This is a genomic window from Streptomyces sp. S186, from assembly GCF_051603415.1.
Classification (GTDB): Bacteria; Actinomycetota; Actinomycetes; order Streptomycetales; family Streptomycetaceae; genus Streptomyces.
The window spans coordinates 1,462,249-1,484,196 of record NZ_CP193932.1 but is presented as its reverse complement, the minus strand read 5'-3'; the positions used below and the strand labels follow the sequence as shown (position 1 = coordinate 1,484,196).

The 21,948-nt window shown below is 71.7% G+C and carries 10 protein-coding genes; 3 read left to right on the top strand and 7 right to left on the bottom strand.

All coding sequences use genetic code 11. From position 1 onward, the window contains the following. Nucleotides 1-31 precede the first annotated feature (31 nt). The 6 genes from ACRAS8_RS06460 to ACRAS8_RS06435 form a co-directional block, all read right to left on the bottom strand. Nucleotides 32-988, bottom strand: a complete 957-nt coding sequence (locus ACRAS8_RS06460) for an ABC transporter substrate-binding protein (RefSeq protein ID WP_438484819.1) — start codon at nucleotides 986-988, stop codon at nucleotides 32-34. A gap of 181 nt (nucleotides 989-1,169) precedes the next feature. Further along, complete coding sequence (locus ACRAS8_RS06455; protein WP_438484818.1) at nucleotides 1,170-2,036, bottom strand: ABC transporter ATP-binding protein; 867 nt, start codon at nucleotides 2,034-2,036, stop codon at nucleotides 1,170-1,172. Then, a complete protein-coding gene (locus ACRAS8_RS06450; protein ID WP_438484817.1) occupies nucleotides 2,033-3,124 on the bottom strand; it encodes a FecCD family ABC transporter permease in 1,092 nt (363 codons plus the stop codon). Before ACRAS8_RS06450 ends, ACRAS8_RS06455 begins: the two co-directional genes overlap by 4 nt. Continuing rightward, nucleotides 3,121-4,149, bottom strand: a complete 1,029-nt coding sequence (locus ACRAS8_RS06445) for a FecCD family ABC transporter permease (RefSeq protein WP_438484816.1) — start codon at nucleotides 4,147-4,149, stop codon at nucleotides 3,121-3,123. Before ACRAS8_RS06445 ends, ACRAS8_RS06450 begins: the two co-directional genes overlap by 4 nt. Nucleotides 4,150-4,306: 157 nt before the next feature. After that, nucleotides 4,307-4,717 carry a VOC family protein gene (locus tag ACRAS8_RS06440; protein ID WP_438484815.1) on the bottom strand — a complete coding sequence of 137 codons (411 nt, stop codon included), beginning with the start codon at nucleotides 4,715-4,717 and terminating at the stop codon, nucleotides 4,307-4,309. Next, entirely contained in the window at nucleotides 4,714-5,595 is an 882-nt protein-coding gene (locus ACRAS8_RS06435) for a helix-turn-helix domain-containing protein (protein ID WP_438484814.1), read from the bottom strand. Before ACRAS8_RS06435 ends, ACRAS8_RS06440 begins: the two co-directional genes overlap by 4 nt. A gap of 141 nt (nucleotides 5,596-5,736) precedes the next feature. On the opposite strand from ACRAS8_RS06435, the gene ACRAS8_RS06430 reads away from it, so the two are divergent. From ACRAS8_RS06430 to ACRAS8_RS06420, 3 genes are read left to right on the top strand one after another with little or no spacing between them, the layout of a single operon-like run. After that, the gene (locus ACRAS8_RS06430; RefSeq protein ID WP_438484813.1) at nucleotides 5,737-13,212 is read left to right on the top strand and encodes an amino acid adenylation domain-containing protein; all 7,476 of its coding nucleotides are present in this window, start codon (nucleotides 5,737-5,739) and stop codon (nucleotides 13,210-13,212) included. Then, nucleotides 13,209-19,520, top strand: coding sequence for an amino acid adenylation domain-containing protein (locus ACRAS8_RS06425; RefSeq protein ID WP_438484812.1), 6,312 nt, complete (start codon nucleotides 13,209-13,211; stop codon nucleotides 19,518-19,520). Before ACRAS8_RS06430 ends, ACRAS8_RS06425 begins: the two co-directional genes overlap by 4 nt. Next, a complete protein-coding gene (locus ACRAS8_RS06420) occupies nucleotides 19,517-20,551 on the top strand; it encodes a Gfo/Idh/MocA family oxidoreductase (protein ID WP_438484811.1) in 1,035 nt (344 codons plus the stop codon). Before ACRAS8_RS06425 ends, ACRAS8_RS06420 begins: the two co-directional genes overlap by 4 nt. Before the next feature lie 63 nt (nucleotides 20,552-20,614). Here the strand turns inward: ACRAS8_RS06420 and ACRAS8_RS06415 are convergent, their stop codons facing one another. Further along, the gene (locus tag ACRAS8_RS06415; protein ID WP_438484810.1) at nucleotides 20,615-21,841 is read right to left on the bottom strand and encodes an RNA-guided endonuclease InsQ/TnpB family protein; all 1,227 of its coding nucleotides are present in this window, start codon (nucleotides 21,839-21,841) and stop codon (nucleotides 20,615-20,617) included. Between the last annotated feature and the right edge of the window lie 107 nt (nucleotides 21,842-21,948).

Sequence of the window (21,948 nt, the reverse complement as noted above, 5' to 3'; positions counted from 1 at the left end):
TCGCGTCGGCCGATGGCCGGTCGCCGGGCCGTCAGCGGAGCTTCTGCGCCATCTCGTCGAGGACCTTGTTGGCGCCGGTGTAGCCGATGCCGAGCATCCACAGGCTGTCGTTGACCGCGTAGACCTTCTTGTTCTTCACCGCGTCCAGCTTCTTCCACATGCTCCCGCCGGTGGTGGCGGTCTCCTTGGCCTTCTCCGGGTCACCGTAGGTGGAGTGGAAGATGACATCGGCGTTGGCCTCGTCGGTCTTCTCCGGGCTGATGTCCAGGGAGAAGCCGTTGCCGTCCACGTTGGCCGGGCGGCCGACCTTCAGGTCCTTGAAGATGCTGCCGATGAACGTGTCGTTCTTGTAGAGGCGGGTGTCCGCACCCTCGACGAACCGGACGAAGCCGACCTTGGTCTGCTTGGCCTTCTCGGGGCCGCCGAGGGCCTCGGTCACCTTCGCGACATGCTTCTCGTAGTCCGCGACGACGTTCTTGACCTGGTCCTTCTTGCCCAACGCGTCGGCGTGCAGTTCGAAGTTCCCGCGCCAGGCGGGGCCGGTGGTGTTGGTGAAAACGGTCGGGGCGATCTTCGAGAGCGCCTGGTAGTTCTTCTCGTCGCGCGCCTTGCTGCTCAGGATCAGATCCGGCTTCAGCCCGTAGATCGCCTCCAGGTTGGGCTCGCCGATGAGACCGACCTTCTTGATGCCCGCCAGCTTGTCCGCGGGCAGGTACGTGGACAGCGGCGCACCGGCCTCCGCCTGGACCGCGCCGACCGGCTTGACGCCGAGGGTGATGGCCGAGTCGAGGGCGTCGGTGTCCAGGACCACCACCCGCTTGGGATGGTTGGACACCTCGACGTCGCCCATGGCCGTCTTGACGGTGTGCTTGCCCCCCGTGGGCTCCGTTCTGGCGTCGTCCTTGCCACCCCCGCAGGCGGTGGCGGTGACGGCGAGCGCGGCGACGGCAGCGACGGCTGCGGCGCGGCGGTTGAAGGAGCGGGACATCTGGGGACCTTTCCGGTACGGGGACGAGAGCGAAGCAGACGGGCTAACTTAGGTAAAGCTAACCTTATGCGGAACGGTGGACAAGCTCGTCCGGATCACAACTCGGTGTCCGTGCCGGCCGGGCACTCCAAGGGGCCCGGCCGGACGCGGCGTTCACGGACACGGCGTTCATGGATACGGGTCAGCCGGACTCCGCCGCGGACGTACCCGCCGCGACCGGCGTGTCCGCCGCCGCGGAATCCGCGCCACCGCCTTCCGCCTGCCAGGGCCGGCCGGGAACGACCAGCGGGCCGCCGGTCACCGGGTCGGGCACGACGACCGAGTCGAGGCCGAAGACGTCCCGCACCAGATCCGCGGTGACGACCTGCGAGGGACGGCCCTGTGCGACGATGCGCCCCGCCTTCATCGCCACCAGGTGATCCGCGTACCGCGCCGCCTGGTTGAGATCGTGCAGCACCGCGACGACCGTCCGGCCGCGCTCGTGGTTGAGCTGCCGTACCAGGTCCAGCACCTCGACCTGGTGCGAGATGTCCAGATACGTCGTCGGCTCGTCGAGCAGCAGCAGATCCGTCTCCTGGGCGAGCGCCATCGCGATCCACACCCGCTGCCGCTGACCGCCCGACAACTCGTCCACCGCCCGCTCGGCGAGCTGCGTCACGTCCGTACGCTCCATGGCGCCGGTGACCGCGCGCTCGTCCTCCTCCGACCACTGCTGCCACCACCGCTGATGCGGCTGGCGCCCGCGCGAGACCAGATCGGCGACCGTGATCGCCTCCGGCGCCACCGGCGTCTGCGGCAGCAGCCCGATGGACCGCGCGATCGTACGGGTGGGGATGCGGTCCAGGTCCTTGCCGTCCAGCAGCACCGAACCGTGCCTGGGCTTGAGCAGCCGTCCGAGCGCGCGCAGGAGCGTGGACTTGCCGCACGCGTTGGGGCCGACGATGACGGTGACCTGACCGTGCGGGACCTCCAGATCGAGGTCCTCGACGACCGTACGCGCCTCGTAGGCCAGGGTCAGGCCGTGGGCTGTGAGCCTGCTGTCGGTCACGCTTTTCCTCCAGTACGGCTGCGGATGCTGCGGTCTTTCACGATGAGCCAGATCAGATACGGGGCGCCGATGGCCGCGGTCAGTACGCCCACGGGCAGTTCCACCGGTGCGAACAGCAGACGCGCCGGCAGGTCGGCGGCCACCACGATGAACGCACCGAGCAGCGCCGAACTCAACAGCGGGATCTGCGCCGTGCGCGTCAGGCGGCGGGCGATCTGCGGCGCGAGCAGCGCCACGAAGTCCACCGGCCCGGCCGCACCGGTCGCGATCGACGCGAGGAACACGCCCAGCAGCGCCAGCCCGAGCCGGGTGCGCTGGAGCGGTACCCCCAGCGCCGTGGCGGTGTCGTCGTCGAGCGCCACATTGCGCTGCGCCCGCGCCGCCCAGATCACACAGGGCACCATGGCGAGCAGCGTCCACCCCAGCGGGGCGGCCTCGTCCCAGCCCCGCCCGTTGAGCGAACCGGTCAGCCATACCTGTGCCTGCTGGGCCAACAGGTAGTCGCCCTTGGTGATGAACAGGTGGACGATCGACCGCAGCGCGATGGCGATGCCGATGCCGATGAGGACGAACCGTCCGGCGTGCAGCCCGCCGCGCCAGGCGAAGAGGTAGACGAGCACGGCGGCGAGCACCCCGCCCGCGACCGACACATACGGCAGGACGCCGAACGACGAGACGCCGAACGTGAGCGCGCCGATGGTCAGGGCACTCGCGCCCTGGGACACCCCGATGATGTCGGGGCTGGCGAGCGGATTGCGGGCCACGGTCTGGATCAGCGCACCGCCCACCCCGAAGGCCGCCCCGACCAGCAACCCCAGCACCATCCGCGGCAGCCGCAGCTCATTCACCACGAGTTCGGCCCCGGACGGCTGCCCCGCCAGGATGTTCAGGACCTCGCCCGGCGCGACATCGGTCTCGCCGAGGCAGAGGTAGGCGACGCACACGGCGGCCGTCAGCAGCGCGAGCGCCACCGCGACCACGGCCGCACGCCGGTGGACGAGGAAGGAGCCGCGCCCCTTCCGCACGAGCGCATAGCCGGCCGGGCGTACGCGCACCGCCGCGGGGCGCTCCGTGGCAGCGGCCGTCATGAGCTCACCGCCTTGCGGCGGACCAGGACGATCAGGAACGGCACACCGATCAGCGCCGTCATCACCCCCGCGGGCACTTCGCCCGGCGGGAAGACGACCCGTCCGATCACATCCGACACCAGCAGCATGACCGGCCCGAGCAGCGCCGCCATGGGCAGCGTCCAGCGGTGGTCGCTGCCCACCAGGGCGCGCGCGATATGGGGCACCGCGAGCCCCACGAAGGCGATCGGACCGGCGGCCGACACCCCGACGCCGGTGAGCACCGTCGCGCCGACACCACCCACGATCCGTACGGTCCCCACGTTGTGTCCGAGCCCCTTGGCGACGTCCTCTCCCAGCGCCAGGGCATCCAGCCCCCGCGCCACCGACAGCGCCAGCACCGCGCCGACGACGAGGAACGGCCAGATCTGGCCCGCCATGTGGGCATCCCGCCCGGCGATCGACCCGACCTGCCAGAAACGGAACTCGTCCAAGGTGGCCGCGTCCGTCGTCAGCATCCCCTGGATCACGGCGATCAGCAGCGCGTTGACGGCGGCACCGGCCAGCGCCAGTTTCACCGGACTCGCCCCGCCGCGGCCGCTCGACGCGATGGCGTACAACGCCACCGACGCGATCCCGGCTCCGGCGAAGGCGAACCACACATAGCCGGTGAGGGTGTGCACCCCGGCGATCGCGATGGCCAGCACCACACCGGCCGCCGCGCCCTGACTGATCCCCAGCACACCGGGATCGGCGATGGGATTGCGGGTGATGCCCTGCATCACGGTGCCCGCAACAGCGAGCGCCGCGCCGACCATCAGGCCGACGAGGGTCCTGGGCACCCGCAGGGACCGTACGACCTCGGCGGCGTCACTCGTTCCACCGTGCCAAAGGGCGTCGAAGACTTCCCCCGGGGCAATCTGGCGGGCGCCGACCGCAAGGCTGAGCAGCACCGCAAGCAGCAGTGCTATGACGGCCGCGGCCGTCCAGCCGACGCGCCGGCCGACCAGAGCGCCGCGCGGGGTGCTGATCGTGGCAGCTGACATCGCATCCATTTCGACATGACGAAGACGGTCTGAAACCTGGTACTCAAGGAGTTAGGCGACCCTAAGTGTATTGGGGCGCTTTCCGGGCGCGCGACCGACCGCCGGACAGGATGCGTGCAGCCGCCTGCAACATGTGCTCGCAGCGGCTGGAGCGGACCTACGGGCGGGGCTCGCCGCGGTAGGTGCCGAAGGACCAATTGTTGCCCTCTGGGTCCTCGATTGCGAACTCGCGGCTTCCGTATGCCTGGTTCTCGATGGGACGGATCACCTTCGCACCGGCAGCGGCGAGCCGCTCGTAGAGCTCGTCGACCCGGTCGGTGACGACGTACGCGCCGAAGGAACCGGGCGGCACGCACCACGCGGAGTCCGGCTTGTACGTGCCGAGCATGATTCCGCCGCCTTCCGGCCAGTTGAGCTGGGCGTGCGCGACAGTGCCGGCGTCCTCGTACACGGCCGTGCGCGTGAAGCCCACGGTGTCCACCAGGAAATCGATCAGTGCGGGGGCGTCGTGGGCCTGGAGGGTGGGCCAGACGCTGGGCTCGCGCGTCTTCTTCTCGGTTGCGTTCATGTGTCCCACTCTGAGCCGTAGCGGTGGCCGCCGGCTTGGATATTCCGGCACTCCTCGGCCAGCCAGGCGGTGGGGTTCACACCGGTGTACTGGCGGAAGTCGCGCACCAGGTGGGAGTGGTCGTAGTAGCCGCAGTCGGCGGCCACCCGGGCCAGGTCGGGCCGGTCGTGCGCGGACACGGCCGCTACGACCTGCGCTTTCGCTCTGTCGAAGCGCATCAGCCGGGCGGCCTGCTTGGGGGTGAGCCCGGTCTCCGCGCGAAAGAGCGTGGTCAGGCGGCGTTCACTGAGCGCGACGTGGGCGGCGAGCCCCTGGAGGGTGCCCGCGCCGTGGTGCCGGGCAAGCCAGGCCCACGCCTCGGCGACCTCGTCCCGCACGCCCGGTGTGTCCGGGGCCCGGGCCACCTGCCTGCGCAGGAAGTCGGTCAGCGTGGCGAAGCGCTCTTCCCACCGGTCCTGCTCGCGCAGTCGCTCGTGCACTTCGGCACCGGCCCGGCCGAGCACCTCGGTGCCCTCGGCGACGGCGTGCCCGGTCAGCTCCGCCGCGGGCATCCCGAACAGCGCCCGCGCAGCGAGCGGGTGCACGGCCAGTTGCACGCCCGACTCCCGCTCGGGCTGGGCCACGTACGCCGGAGCCTGTCGCAGCCCACCCACCACGATGTCCGTGCGGAAGGCGTCCGGGCCGCGCGCCTGCTCCGGCGTCAGCCCGGCGGTGACGGGTCCGTCCAGGGAGAAGATCAGCGTCAGATACGGAGACGGCAGCCCCCGGTGCAGCCCCTCCCGCACCCCGGCGATGCGGTAGCCGACGGCGGAGACCACCATGCCGCCAAGCCCGGGTGTCATCCGCACCATCTCCTGGTCGACGGTATCTGTGGCCATTCCTCCAGTATCAATCCCGGATCCCCTAGCCAGAGTGCCCTCGGGACTGCGGGCCCTGGTGTGACGCTCGAGCAGCCACCCCCGGCAGCGAGTGCGGGAGTGATTTGCATGACGTGAATGAACATGATTACCATTTTCAGCATGGTGCGGATCGGTAAGAGCAGTGGAGGGCAGCTGCCGGCGACGGCGGTGCAGAGCGCGTATTTCGCCGGGCGGGATCCAGGGCTGCCGCTGGGGGGCCTCGACTGCGTCGCGTACCTGGAGTTCAGTGGCAGGAGCATCGACGTGGGGCGGCTCGGTGACGCCGTCGCCGCCCTGATGGCCAATCCGTATCTGCGGCTGCGGTTCGTCGACGCGGAGACCTTGGAGGAAGCGGCGCAGGCCGTTCCGCCGCGGCTGCGCCGGCACGATCTGAGGGGGCTGGAGTCCGGGGACGTGGCCCAGGCGCTGGCGGGGAGACGGCGGCGGATGCTGACGGAGTCGCTGGACCTGGTTGGGGGGCGGACGTGGGCGGTGGAGGTCAGCCAGCTGCCCGACGGGACGTCCACGGTGCATCTGGCGATCTCCCTGGCGATCGCGGACATCGCCGCGATCGGCGTGCTGGCCTCGCAGCTGGCCGCCGCGCTGGGCAGCGACGTCCTCCCGGAGTACCGGGAGTTGGGGGACGTACGGGAGCGGCTGCGCCGGGCGCGGCGGCCACGGCCGGCGGTGGCGCAGGACGTCGTCGACGCCCGGCCGGTCGAGTTGTTCGCGCCGCCTCAACTGCCTCAACTGGCTGAACTGCGTCAACTGCCGCGGTGTACCGCTGTGGCCGGACCGTCCGACGGGCCTCGCGGCGGAGCGGAGGCGGACCCGGCCGCGCATCCGCTCGTGGAGCGGATGGCCACCCGGTTCGGTAACGCCGAATGGAGTCGGCTGGAGGGGCGGGCGCGGGAACTGGGCTGCACGACCGCGGCGTTGGTGCTCGCGCTGTACGAGCGGGCGCTGCGCCGGTTCTCGTCCGGCGCTGAGTTCCTGGTGACGGTGACCGGCGTCGACACCACCGGCACCGAGGACGAGGTGGTGGACCGCACGGTCACCTACGCGCACCGCGCGCGTCCCGATGCCACGGACACGTTCGCCGAGACCGTGCGCGAGGTCGGTGACGAGCTCAGGTTCCGGATCTCGCGCGGTGTCGAGGCGACGACGGAGCTGCGCGAGGCGCTCAAGGCCGGAAGCGGGCATCCTGGCCTGTCTCCTTATGTGTTCACCTTTGCGGCGAAGCGACCGGTGTTTGGTGACGATGCGGTGGCGGTGCTCGGAGAGCCCGAGTTCTTTTCGACGACGCCACAAGTGATCATCGACTGCCGGGTCTTCCGGCTGACGAGCGCGGGTGTGGAGGTCGCGTTCGACGTGCGCCGCGAGGTGCTGCCCGACGGAATGGCGCGCGAGATCTACGAGCTGTTCGTGCAATCGCTCCGCGAGGTCGTCGAACACGGCGCTCCGCGGCTGGAGTTGTGCCGTAGCACGGTCGATGAGCGGCTCGCGGTCAACTCCACCGCGCCCGCCCGCACAACCGGTCTGCTCTACGAGGACTTCCGTCGGCGGGTCGGCGAGCAGCCGCACGCCGAGGCGGTGCTCTGGGATCCGCGGCAGTACCGCGAGAGCGGTGACCCCGTCGGCGCCGGGGAACACGGGCGGCTGACCTATGCCGAACTGGACGACAGGGCACTGCGGCTGGCCGCCGCGGTCCATGCGCGGGTCGCCCCCGGCACGGTCGTCGCGATCCGGCTGCCGAAGGGACCGTCACAGGTCGTGGCGGTGCTCGGGGTGCTGTACGCGGGATGCACCTATCTGCCGATCGGCGTCGATGTGCCGGACGCACGTGCGCAGGCGATCGCCGGGGCGGCCGGGGCCGGGCTGGTGCTCACCGCGGACGATCTCGCTGTCGGTGCCGCCGATGCCCCCGGCGCCGCCGGTCACGATCCGCTGCCTGAGCCGGTGGCGGCAGCGGGCGACGGGCTTGCGTACATCATCTACACGTCCGGCTCGACCGGGGCTCCCAAGGGGGTGGCGATCGCCCACGGTGCGGCGCTGAACACAGTGGCCGACGTCAACGCCCGGAACGCGGTCGGCCGCCACGACCGGGTGCTCGCGGTGTCCGCGCTGGACTTCGATCTGAGCGTGTACGACATCTTCGGTCCGCTGTCCTGTGGCGGGGCGGTCGTCACCATCCCCGAGGACGCCCGGCGGGACGCCTTCGTATGGGGGGAACTGGTCCGCCGCTTCGGGGTGACGGTGTGGAACACCGTTCCCGGCCTGGTCGAGATGCTGCTCGCCGCCAACGACGCGAACGACGAACTGGACTCGCTGCGTACGGTGATGTGCTCCGGGGACTGGATCGACCCGGGGCTGTTCCGCAGGCTGCGGGCGGCCGCGCCGAAGGCGGTGCTGGTGGCGATGGGCGGCGCCACCGAGGCGTCCATCTGGTCCAACGCGTACGTGATCCGTTCGCAGGACGACATCGACCCGGAGTGGCAGTCGATTCCGTATGGCGTGCCGCTGTCGGGACAGAAGTACCGCGTCGTCGATGACGCGGGACGGGACCGTCCCAACGGGGTCGCCGGTGAACTGTGGATCGGCGGAGCGGGGTTGGCCACCGGGTACCACCGCGCGCCGGAGCTCACCGCCCAGCGGTTCGTCACCGACGGGCAGGGGGAGCGGTGGTACCGCACGGGCGACCTCGGGGTCTGGCGGGAAGGGCCGTTGCTGTTCATCCTCGGCAGGCTGGACACGCAGGTGAAGGTCCGGGGCCATCGCGTCGAATGCGGCGAGATCGAGCACGCGATCCGGCGGGCCGGGGGCGTTTCGGCGGCCGTGGTGACACCGATCCGGAACCGGACGGCGCTGGGGGCGTTGGTTGTCCCGGATGCAGCGGACGTGTCTGTGCCGGTGCCGTTTGATGCCGGGGCGCTCCGTGAACGGCTCGCCCGCGACCTGCCGCACTACATGGTGCCGACGGTGATCGCCGAGGCCGCGGAGCTGCGGTTCACCGCGAACGGCAAGGTGGACCGGAGGTGGGCTGCCGCGCAGCTGGAGTCGGACGGGTCCGCGGCGGCCCCGAGGCCCGGCGGCGCGGATCGTGACAGCGAGGTCGCCGCGGAATGGCGTCGCGTGCTCGGCGTGGAGCAACTCGCCCCCGACGACAACTTCTTCGTTCTCGGCGGGGACAGCCTCGCCGCGACCCGGGTCTGTGCGGGGCTGCGGGAGCGGGGCATCGAGGCCGGAGTGGACCAGCTGTTCGCCAACCCGACGCTGCGGGCGTTCGCAGCGGTCTGCGTCGCGGTGCGGACGCCGGCGGTGCCGGTGCCGGTGGCGGGTGTGTCGGACGCGCAGGACGGGCAGGATGTGCCGGCCCTCCGGGATACGGCCTGCGAGGAGGCCGAGACCGCGCTGACATTCCCGCTGACATTGCCGTTGACCCCGTTGCAGCGGGCGTACGCGCTCGGCGCGGACGGGATCCGCGGGGTCGTCCGTACGGCACCGCGGTACTCGGTCGTGATCAGCTCCGCCGGGCCGGTCGACTTCGACGCGTGGTCGAAGGCGATCGACGTCGTGTGCGCCCGCCTCGACGGACTGCGGTGCATACGCCACGGGGACGCGGCACAGCGCGTACTGCCGCCCCACGAACTCCCCGAACACCCTCCGCTCACCTGGCTCGACGCAGGCGTCCCCGCCCGGGCCGCGGACCGCTTGCGCGCCTACCTGGCCGGTCTGGACGACGAGACCGAACCGTCGACCGGCGTGCTGACCGCTGTGGCGGTACGGGGCCACGAACGGGAGATCGGGCTCAGCCTCAATTACCTCGGCCTCGACGCCCGCAGCCTCATGGCCGTACTCAACACGCTGATATCCGAGGCGTGCGGGACCGAGCCGGCGGAACCGATCGCCTCGTCCCTGGCGGAGTTCGGCCGGTACGCGGCACGGACCGCCGCCGAGGAAGCACGCTTCCGGGCCGATGCCCCCGATGCCCCCGAGGCCCCCGTTGCCCCCGATGCCTCCGATGACGACGCGGCGGGTGGACTGCGGCCACCGGAGCTGCCGGTACGGCGGATTCCCGGTGAGCGGGTCGTCATCCACTCGCGCGGGGTGCGTCTCGACGCTGATGAGACCGGCGCGCTGACCCGCATCGCCAGGGATCAGCAGGTCACCACGTCATCGCTGCTGCTGGCCGAGTTCGGGCAGTCCCTTGCGGAGATCCTCGGTGCGGACGCCGTGGACATCAGCGTGCCGATGTCCCGCCGGCCCACGGACGTCTCCTCGGAGGTGCTGGGCAATTTCACCGAACTCGCGCTGTGCCGCTGCGGTCCGGACGTCGGCGCCCGGGAGGTGCACCATGCGCTGGGGCGGGCCGTCGCCGGGTACGCGCCCGGCGAGCGGGATATCGCCCGGGCGGGCCGTGCGGCCTTCCCCGTCGTCTTCACCAGCACCCTCGGGCTGTCGTCGGCGCAGCGTCTGTTCCGCGGCGAGGTCAAGGCGGTCTGGTCGCACACCAGGACTCCCGGCGTACTGATCGACTGCCAGGTGGTGCCGCGCGACGAGGGGATCGAACTGCGCTGGGACTGTCCGGACGATGTCTTCGAACCGGGCTTCCTGGACCGGGCGTTCGCTCGGTTCGTGGGCCGGATACGGCGCCTCACCGGGAGGAGGAGCGGGGGAGCACCGGCTGCCGGCCCTGCCGCACCGGCTGCCGGCCTCGCCGCCGTACCGGCTGCCGACCCAGCGGCACGGTCCGCGGCGGTGGCGGTGTGCGCGCCGGACCGCGACGAGCTGGTGGCGACACTGCGTCACTGTGTCCGGCGCGTGGACCCGCAGCAGGTCAGGCCCGCGCTGGCGCCGGTGTTCGACCGGTGGCGCACGGCACTCGCCGACCTGGAGGTGGCGGGCGAACCGCACGCCGCGGACGCCGAGTTCCTCGCGCACTGCCTCACCGGTGAGGTGCGGGTCACGCGGCTGTTGGAGCACGAACGACTTGCGCCGGAGGTGCTGTTGACCCGTTCCCTTGAGGTCGGCGGACTGCTGGCGCAGGTGTACGGCGAGCTGCGTCGCGCCGCGGAGACCGCGGGCCGCAGCGTGCGGGTGGCTCACCTCGGTGCCGGCACCGGGCTGCTGCACAGCGTGCTCGCCGGACACCTGGCGGGGACGGACATCGAGTGGGTACCGGTCGAGCGCTCTCCGCTGCTGCGCGATCTCGGCGAGGAACGGGGCCTGGAGTCCCTCGCCGCGCCTCCCGAGACACCGGTGGACGTCGTCCTTGCGCTGGGCGCGCTGCACCGGGACACCGGATTGGCCGCCATGCTCACCGACCTGCCCGTCGTGCCCGGGGCCACGCTCCTGCTGGCCGAGGTGACCGAGCCCGACCCGGCCTCCCTGGTGACCGCGCTGCTCGACTCCCGCATCGCCGACCCGGCGACCACGCCGCTGTGGCCGGTGCCCACCTGGTGGAACTGGCTGACGGAACGGGGCTGGCGTCCCCTCTCGGTCAGCGCACCCACCCCGCAACTCGCTCTCGTACATGCCCGGTACGAGCGGCACGAGCAGTACGAGCGGTACGAGGGCGGCGCTGCGGATGACACCCCGGCACGCCGGAAGGAACAGAAGGAGCGGCAGCAGCATAAGGAACAGAAGGAACGGAAGGAGCGGGCAGAAGCACCCCGCACCGGCGTCGAGGAGCTGCTTACCGGCCTGTGGCGGCGGTATCTGCCGGAGGCCGCACGCACGGCCGGGCCGGACGACGACTTCTTCGTGCTGGGCGGCGACTCGCTCGCGGCCACGCGGGTTCTCGCCGAACTGCACACTCATGGCTTCATCGGCGTTCGGCTTGCCGACCTGTTCAACATCCCGGTGCTCGGCGAACTGGCGCGGCACGTCGCCCGGTCGGCGCGCGAAGACGAGCCTGCGGCTCCGGTGCCTGCGACTCCGCTGTTCGCGGCGGCCTCCCCGGACGCGGACCCCCGCACCGCCGCGGACACCTCTGCCTTCCCGCTGACCAAGGTGCAGCAGGCGTACCTGACCGGCCGCAGCGAACAGCAGCTGCTCGGGGGCGTCGCCTCGCACTGCTACTTCGAGTTCGACGCGCCGGAGCTCGACACCGATCGCTTCACCGCCGCCGTCGAGGCCGTGGTCCTCCGCCATCCGGCCCTGCGCACCACGGTCGCCGACGAGGACGGCGTCCTGACCGGCCGCGTCGGGGACCGGCCGGTGCACCCGCCCGTCGAATGCGCCGACGATCCGCGGAAGAGCACCGCCACGGAGATCCCCGACCCGGCTCGGCGTGGCCCGCTCACGGTACGCATCGGGCGCCCGGGCGGCCCGGGTGCGTCCGGGACCCGGATCGGGATCGGGATGGACAACCTGATGCTCGACGGTGCCTCGATGTGGCGGGTGCTGCGGGAGATCGGCGCGCTCTACGCCGGGGCCACGGCAGCGGAACTCGACCCGCTGCGCGCCTCCTTCGCCGACTACGTCTCCCAGCGCCCGTGGCTGTGCGGCACCGTGGCACCGACGGAGCGGGACTTGGCGTACTGGGCCGCCAACCCCGTGCCCGAAGCGCCCGCACTCGTCAGCGCGGCGCAGATCGTCGCACTGACCGAACGGCCCGTCTTCGCTCGGGTGGGCACCGGCCTGGACCGCACGGAGTGGGACGCGGTCCGCGCCGCGGCGGCGGGTGCCGGCCTCACGCCCGCCGCGCTGATCTTCGCCGCGTACGCCGCCGAACTCGCGCAGTGCAGCGGCCAGGAACGGTTCGCGGTCAACGTCACCACCTTCGACCGCGACCCGACCGTGCCGGGCATTGACACAGTGGTGGGCGACTTCACCTCGCTGACGCTGGTCGGTGCGCACGTGGCTGACGGCGGCGACCTCGTCCCCATCGGGCGGAGCGCCCAGCGGCAACTGGCCGCGGCCCGGGACCACCGCACCGTCACCGCCATCGATCAGCAGCGCAACGCGGTGCGGGAGACGGGGGATCCGGTGCGCGGCATGTATCCCGTGGTGTTCACCTGCGGGCTCGGGATGCAGGATCCCGGGCTGCGCTCCGACGACTTCGGGTTCGGGCAGTTGGTGTTCAGCTGCTCGCAGACCCCGCAGACGGTGCTGGACCTCCAGGTCCACGACGACTGCCGGGGGCTGCACCTCACGGCCGACCACGTCACCCAGCTCATCGGCTCCCGGCGGGCGCAGGCCGTGGTGAACGGGGTCGCACGACGGCTGCGCGACTTCGCCGGGTCCGCAGGCGCACGGCCGGACGCCGAGGAGCCGGACCCCGGCCAGTCCGGCGCCGGGCGGCTCGACGCGCTCATCCGGCAGGCGTGGGAGCGCGCGCTCGGCACGGAACTGCCCCGGGACGGGGCGAACTTCTTCCGCGCCGGGGGCGATTCACTGCGGGCGACGCGCTGCGTCCGCGCCCTCCAGGAGCAGGTCCACCCGCGGATCACGCTGCGAACCCTCCTGTCCCATCCGGACCTTGAGACCTTCACCGCCGCGGTGGCGGAGCTCGCGACCGACACGACAGACACGACAGACACAGCAAACACGGCCAACACGGCAGATGACGACTACGAAGCAGGTGAGCTATGACCTCCGTCCAGCAGCTGATCGACAGGATCGAGATGAGGGGCGTCGATCTGTGGCTGGAAGACGGGAAGCTCCGCTTCAAGGCCCCGACCGGCGCCTTCGGGCCCGAGCTGCGCGAGCAGGTCGCGGCGCGGCGCGACGAGGTCATCGCGGTACTCGCGGCTCGCGAGGCCGTGGTGCGGGACCCGGACAACGCCGACCGGCCCTTCCCGCTCACCGATGTCCAGGCCGCCTACCTCGTCGGCCGGACGGACGCCTACGCGGAGGGCGGCGTCGGCTGCCACGGCTACGCCGAGTTCCTCCTCCCCGACGACCTGGCCGGACCGGCCGGGCGGCTGCGGCAGGCATGGCAGCGGGTCGTCGACTGCCACGAGATGCTGCGCGTGACGGTCTCCCCGGACGGATGGCAGCGGATCGACCCCGGCATGGACGTACCGCTCCTCGTCCACGACTGCCCGACTCCCGAGGCGTTCGACGAGACCCGCCGGGCCGTGCGGTCGCAGCTCCAGCACCGCAGTTACGAGCTCGGCGGCGGCCCGATGATCGACGCGGTGGTGACGCGCGGCCCGGACGAGTCGGTGCTGCATCTGTCGGTGGATCTGCTCCTCACCGACTTCCGCGGCCTCGAAGTGATCCTGGAGGACTTCGAAATGGCCCTCGACGCCCCGGCGACGCCCCTGACGAAACCGTCCCTCACCTTCCGCGACTACATCCTGACGATGGGCAGGAGGGCAGGTACGGCGCGGGCGCGCGCAGACCGAGCCCGGGACGAGGAGTACTGGCAGGAGCGCAGCGAACAACTCCAGCCGGCCATGCGGTTCCCGCCCTCCCTCCGGGCCCCGGGCCGGAACCAGGACCGGGGACGCGGGCCGGTCCGCTACACACGACGCAGCCACCTCGTCGAGCCGGAGCGCTGGGCGGCCCTGACCGCCGCGGCACGGTCGCGGGGGGTGACGCCGTCCGCGCTGCTGCTCGCGGTGCTCGGCCGGATGGCCCGGCGTTACACCGACGCCGACCGCTCTCTGGTGACCGCGACGGTCCTGGACCGCAGCCCGGTCACGGAGGACGTGGACCGGATCGTCGGGGACTTCACCTCGACCGCTCTGACCGAGGCCCCCGGACAGCCCGGTGTGCCCTTCGTCGACCTTGCGCGCCTGGCGCAGGACTCCCTGTTCGAGGCGTTGGACCACGGCGCGGTCAGCGGCGTCGAGGTGGGTCGGATGCTGGCGCGCCGGCCGGAAGGGCGGAGCAGCACCCCGCAGGTGGTGCTCACCTCGACCGTGGGCGCCGGCACGGGGCCGGGAACGGGAACGGGCATTGGGCGCCGGCTGAGGCCCGTCGTGGCGGCCGGGCTCAGCCAGACGCCGCAGGTCCTGCTCGATGTGCAGGCCGCCCCGCACGGCGGCGGGGCCTCGCTGGTCTGGGACAGCAGGGACGGCGGGATCGAAGAGAGTGTGTTGGACGCCGCGTTCGAGGACTTCGTAGGCGCCGTCGAACTGCTGGCGGCGGACGAGTCGGCCTGGGACCGCGACCTCCTCGACCGCCGCGCGCTGCCGGCCGTCACGCGGGTGCCCCGGCGTCCCCGGGGCACACTGCAGACCCGAATACGGGAGCACGCCCAAGCCGCCCCCGACGCCGTCGCGGTCGTCCACTCCGGCACCGGCACCACGGTGAGCAGGGGAGAGCTCGCCGAGCGGGCCTCCGCGGTCACCCGGACGCTCGCCGGCGCCGGGGTACGGCCGGGCAGTCCGGTCGTGGTGGCGCTGCCGCCGGGCCCGGACCAGATCGCGGCGGAGATCGGCGTACTCGCCGCAGGCTGCTACTTCGTACCCGTCGACCCGGAGTGGCCCGCCGCCCGCCGGGAGCACATCATCGCCACGCTCAGCGACAGCGGCGCCGACGCCGGTGTGTTCGTGATCGACCCTGACACCGTCCTCCTGCCCGCCGGGGACCCGAACATCCCAGACATCCCAGACGTCCCAGATATCCCGGCAGTGGACCCCGGACAGCTCGCGTACGTCATCTTCACGTCCGGCTCCACCGGGGCACCGAAGGGCGTCGCGCTCACCCACGACCAGGTCGCGACCACCCTCGACGCGATGGAGGAGCTCCTCCAACTGACCGCGGATGACGCCGTACTGGCGGTCTCGCGGCCTTCCTTCGACCTGTCGGTGTTCAACGTCTTCGGCGTGCTCGCCGCGGGTGGACGCGTGGTGCTGCCGTCCTCGGGCGTCACCGCCGACCCGCAGACCTGGGTCCGCGCGGTGGCGGAGCACGGCGTCACGGTCTGGAACTCGGTGCCCGAACAACTCCAGCTTCTGCTCGACCACTTGGACGACGAGGGCGCTCCGGCGGGCCGACTGTCCGGCCTGCGCGCGGTGCTCGTCTCCGGGGACTGGGTCCCGGTACGGCAGCCCGGGCACCTGTGGCGCCACGCGCCCGATGCCCGCTTCCTCGCACTCGGCGGCGCGACAGAGGCGTCGATCTGGTCGAACCTGCACGAGGTGACCGAGGCGCTGCCGCCGGACGCGCGGTCCGTTCCGTACGGAACGGCACTGCCCAACCAGGGCATCTGGGTCCTCAACGCCGACGGAGAGCCCGCCGTCCCCGGACAGCCGGGCGAGATCCACATCGGCGGCGACGGCGTCGGCGCCGGATACCTCGGCACCGGCACCGGCACGGGCGCCAGCGCCGGCACGGGTTCCGCCGCCTCCGCCGCCTTCTACCGCCACCCGGACAACGGTGAACGCTGCTACCGCACCGGCGACCGCGGCAGGCTGCTGCCGAACGGGGAGATCGAGTTCCTCGGACGCCTCGACGGCCAGGTGAAGATCCGCGGGCACCGCATCGAGCTCGCCGAGGTCGAATCCGCACTGTGCGCCGCAGAAGGGATAGCGGCCGCCGTCGCGACGACCGCCGACACCGGGCGCGGCAAGACACTCGTCGCGGGCGTGGTCCCCCGACGCGGGCCGGACCGGCGCGCCGAAGGCGTGCGGCACGCAGAACGGGTCGAGCAGGCCGTCGCGGCCGAACACGCCGCGTTCATCGCTGAGTTGGACGCCGACGCCTTCACCGAGTTCCTCGCCCGTATGAACGCGGTGGCCCTCGACGCGATGGGCAGCAAGGTCGCCGAGGAGTGCGCGCGGGGAACCACCGGCGTCGAGGACCTCGTCGCCGCGCTCGGCGGCAGCGGCCACCGGCCACTGGTACGGCGCTGGATCCGCACGCTTCAGGACGAGGGCAGGCTCACCGTGTCGGGCGGAAACATCACCGTCGCCCCGGAGCCGCACGAGGAGACGGCACTGCTGCAGCGGTGGTCCGAGGCGCGCGAGCTCGGCCGCGCGCTCGACTACGGCGACGAGCAGCTCGCCTACGTCGAACGCTGTCTCGCCGAACTGCCCGCCCTGCTGTCCGGCGAAGCCGACCCCCTGGCACTGCTGTTCCCCGAGGGCAGCACGCATGTCGCCCGGGCCGCCTATGCCGAGAACCTCACCAGCCGGTACCTCAACGGCCTGATCTGCGCCGGCATCAGGGAACGGGCCGAGCAGCGCAACGCCGCCGGACAGCCGCTGCGGATCCTGGAGATCGGCGCCGGTGTCGGCGGCACCACCGCCCCGGTGCTCGCCGCCCTCGAAGGGTGCCGTGCCGCGTACACGTTCACGGACGTCTCGCGCTTCTTTCTCGACGAAGCGGCGCAGCGGTGGCCCGAGGTGAACGTCGCGCTCTTCGACCTCAACGAGGACCCGCAGGAGCAGGGCATGGCGCCGGGCGCCTTCGACGTCGTCCTGTGCGCCAACGTGCTCCACAACGCCCGGGACATTCCCGCGGCCCTCGACCGTCTGCACGGGCTGCTCGCCCCCGGCGGCACCCTGGCCGTCATCGACTCCACGAAGGTCAACGCGCCGCTGCTGGTGTCGATGGAGTTCAAGGAGGGGCTGACCGGATTCACGGACGAACGGGCGGCGACCGGTGACGCGTTCTTCTCCCTGGAGCAGTGGAACGCCGCGCTGGAGGCGTCGCCGTTCGAGCGGTGTGTGCACTTCCCCGCCGAGGACAGTGTGCTGCGCCCGGCAGCGCAGTCGGTGTTCTTCGCCGCCGCGCGGCTCGACGAGGAGCTCCTCACCCCCCTGGGCGCCGAGCACCGGCCGGTGGCCCGGATCTGGCGCGAGGTGCTGGGCCTTGACCCGGACCATCCGATCGCGGCCGGCGACAACTTCTTCGAGCTCGGCGGCGATTCCCTGTTGATCGCCCGTTGCGTGGGCACGCTGCGGCGGGAGATCCCCGGAGCCGCGGCGATTCCGTGGGACCGGCTGCTGCGGGAGATCGTCGCCGACCCCACGGTGACCGGGTGCGTACGGGCACTCTCCGACGGCGGCACGGCGGACCCCTCCGCGCCGGAGACCGGAACGGAGACCGGGACGGAGACCGAGAAGGGAACCGCCGACGGCAAGCGGCCCGCGGAGGCTCAACGGCCCCTGGTCCAACTCCTCGACGGCCGCGGCAGCCGCTGGCAGCGCGATGCCGTGGTCCTCGTCCACGACGGCTCCGGCGGGCTCGGCCCGTACCGCGATCTGCTGGCACGGCTGGAGACGCGGACCGAGCGGCCGGCCGTGTTCGGTGTGCGGCGTACCCCCGGCGACGGCGGTGTCGACGTCGCGCCCGAGGAGTTGTTCGGCACCCTCGCCGAACGCTACGTCCGCGCGCTCGACGACAGCGGACCGGACCGGACCGACGGACCGGACCGCACCCACGGCCGGATCCATCTGGTCGGCTACTGCATGGGCGGCCTGATCGCCGCGAGCATGGCCGAGCGGCTCGCCGAGCGCGGGACCCCGCCCGGATCGCTGACGGTGGTCAGCTCGTACCGCATCCCGTTCGTCATCGAGGACGGCCTGCTGCTCGACTACTCCTTCGCCAGGCTGATGTACCGCGACCCCGCCGACGCCGGTCTCGACTTCGACGAGCACGAACTCGGCGACCTGCTGAACGAGGCACGCGCCCGCTACGGCAACCGCGTGCCCCAGGGCGCGTTGGCACAACTCGCGGTCGACTACCCGAGGTTGGGCCCGGCGATTGCGACGGCACCCGACAGTGTGCGGGCCCGGCTGGACCGGCTCGCCGCCTCCGACCCGGCCGGCGCCTGGACGCCTGCCTCCGGCGCGGTGGGGCGGGCTTGTGTGCGAACCCTGCTCGGCCGTCAGGGCGCCCATGTCGTTGCCGCCGGGCGTCATCTGCCGCGGCTGGAAGAGGAGTTGCGGGCGTACGGGGCGGTCAGCCCGGACACCGTCCGGGTAGACCTCGACGAGTCGGGCTCCGTGGATGCGGCGCTGGCAGGGCCGGCCGGTCCGGTGGATGTCGTCGTCAACTGCGCCGGGCCGTCCTACCGTTACTCCGCGTCGACCGCGGAGACGGCGCTGCGGCACGGAGCCCGCTACGTCGACGCCGGCGGCGACCAGGCCCTCATCGGCGAGACGGCGGCAGCGGCCGAGAGGCACGGCGCGCTCGCCGTGTTCGGCGCGGGCGTGCAGCCCGGGCTGGCCGGTGTGGCCGTGCGCGCGGTCGCCGCCCGGCTGGCGGACCCCGCGACGACGGAGATCGACGCCCACTGCGGTGGGGTACAGCCGCTCAGCCGCGCAGGACTCGACGAGTACCTGCACGCGGTGCGCGCCCGGACCGGTCATCCCGGAAAGATCTACCAGCGGGGTGCCCTGCACACGCTGCCACCCGACACCGGCGTCGCCGTCCCCGAGGCATTCCCCGACACCGCTGCCTTCCCCGGCTCCCCGCGCGCCCATGTGAGCCTGGACGAGGAATGCCGGGCCGCGGCCGAGGAGTTGGGCCTCGCCGCCCTGCGGTGGTGCAACGTCACCGGCTCGGCGCCGATCGAACAGGCCCTGTCCAGGGCGCTCGGGCAGGAACGCACCCACACCGAGACGCTCCGAGCGATCGACGCCGCGGTCTCCGGGGCCCGGCCGTACTTCCGGATCAGCCTGCAGGGCACCTCGGGACACGGCACCTCGGGACACGGCACCGCGGGGCAGACCACCGTGCGCACCACCCTGCACTGCGCCGACAGCTACGCCCTCACCGGAGCCGTGGCCGCGCTGGCCGCCCTCGAAGACCCGCGCGGCAGGACCGGCGCGGTCTGGATGTCGGAGTACGTCGATGCCCGGCGCTTCTGGGACCGCATGGCCACGGACGTACCCGGGGTGTCGCTCGTTCTGGACACCGCCCCGGCCGCCGGACTGCCCGGGCCCTGGCCCTCCGAACCGGCCGAGAAGCCCGGACAGTTCGAGGAGGGCGAGCTGTGAGCCGGAGCAGACCACGCGCGGTGGTGGTCGGCGCCACCTTCGGCGCGCACTACGCACGGGCGCTGGCCGGTCCGCACTCACCCGTGGAACTCGTCGGCGTGGCCGGCACCGGCGGGCAGGCCGGACGCGCTCTCGCGGCGGAACTCGGGGTGCGCTACCTGGCCGGGACGGACGAGATCGACGGTGCCGAGCTGGCCGTCGTCGCGGTCCGCTCCGCGATCGTCGGCGGGCAGGGCGACGAGATCTGCCGTGACCTGCTGCGACGCGGCATCTCCGTGCTCCAGGAGTTGCCGGTGCATTCCACGGACGTGGTGCGCTCGGTCCGTATCGCGAAACGGTCGGGAGCGGCCTTCGCGGTGACCGGCTTCTACGAGCACCTGGAACCGGTCCGCCGGTTCATCGCCGCGGCACGCGCGCTGGACGCCGTCTCCCCGGTCACCAGCGTCGAACTCCGCACCACCGTCCAGGTGCTGCACTCCAGCCTGCGCGTACTGTCCCGGATCCTCACCTCCCCGCCGGGCGGTGACCTCGCGGTGCACCCGGCAGCGGCGCCGGCCAAGTCCCTGGTCAGCACGGGCTGGGGAGACGTCGCGGTGGATGTGCTGGTACGCAACGGCTACGACGCACGCACACCCGACGCCAACTGCCAGCCCCTCATGGGCTTCGTCCTCGGCACACCGGACGGCGAACTGTCGCTGCCGCACGTCCACGGCCCGACCCGGTGGGAGCCCCGGCTGCACGAGGACACCCCGGGACGGCTGCGCCACCCGCAACAGCGCCTGTCCCACGTCCTCGGACCGGACGATTGGACCGGCGACACCGTCTTCACCGGCCTGTGGGCGGAGGGAATCACCCGGGCGCTCAGCGGCTTCGCCGAGGCACTGACCACCGGGCGGCAGCCGGTCGGGCAGCGGGACCTCGCCGTGCTGCGCCACTGGGAGGCGATATCGGCCCGGCTCGGCAGACCCGCCGACCTGCCCTCCGCACCACCGAAATTCATCAACGTCCATGACCTGGAGGTGTGTTCTTGAATCCTCCCCTCCCCGAAGGGAGGCGATTCCTCACCTTCCAGGGCTGATGTGGGGATTTCTAGCTCACGCTGCCTGACCAGGCTGCGCCTGGTCAGGTCTTCCACGATCAGCACTAGCCGGGTTGAGACCAGCCCGGACCAGCATCACGCGAGCGGAGTTCTTATCTCGGGGGGATACGGCTCCGCACGCGGTGCAGGCATACGTTCGTTCTGAGAGAGGTAGTGCGTGCTTGGTTCTCGCTCCGCACTGCGCACAGTCCATGGTGGTGTGCGCGGGGTGTACCAGGCGGACATCCCGCCCGTGCTTGCGGCCCATTTCGATCAGGGCCGTCTTCGTCGTGCTGATGGCCGCGTCGGCGGCCTTCCGTGCCATGGTGGTCTTGGCCAGGAACTTCGGACGGAAGTCTTCGACCGCGAGGGCGTCATGGTCGGCCACCACCGTCTTGGCCCACTTGCGGCCGGTGTCCTGCCGCTGCCGGGCCACCTTCTTGTGCAGCTTCGCCGTCAGCTTCCTCGCTTCGCGGTAGCCCTTCGAGGCGGGCTGCCCGCGCTTCGGCTTCCGCCGGGTCATCATCCGCTGATAGTGCGCGAGGCGCTGGGCGGCCTTCTTGCCGTGCTCGGCGTGGGGAAGGTCGTGGGTGTCACTGCTGGTGGTCGCGGTCTCCTTCACCCCCCAGTCGATGCCGATCACGGCGCCGGTTTCGGGCAGCGGTTCGATCTTGGCAGGCGCGACGAAACTCGCGTACCAGTGTCCGATACTGTCCTGATAGACCCGCACGCTGGACGGGTTGGCCGGGAGCTCCCGCGACCACACGACGGTCAGCACGATCCCGCCCGCCAGGTGCAGACGACCGCCTCTGAGGCGGAAGCCACGCCGGGTGTAGTTCAGCGATGGCCGCGCCTCACGCTTCTTCCAGTGAGGCATCCCGGCCCGCTGCCGCATCGGCAACCGTTCCTTGATGTCCTTCTGCGCCTTGGCGCGGGACTTCCCGAAGTCGCGTATCAACTGCTGCTGCGGAACGCTGGAACCCTCACGCAGCCATCCGTTCGTCTTGCGGGCCTCGGTCAGCATCTTGTCGAGCTGCGCAGGCCCGCACATCCGCTTGGACGCACCTTCGGGCCGGTGCTTGTTCCACAGGTGTGTCTGCTTCGACTTTGCGCAGCACTCGTTCCAAAGCCACCGGCACCGGCCCCACTCGCTCACCAGGGCGGCGCGGGCCGTGGACGACACGCGAAGCCGGAACGTCCACCGGGCATGCCCGGCGTCCTCCGCTGTCGCTGCCGTCGTCATACACATCAACCTATCTGGGAGGACTGACAGTTGAGAGATCTTGATCGTTGTGGACTGCCTTACCACCGTTCGGGAAGTACGCCGGATCGCCCTGGCGGCGATCCGGG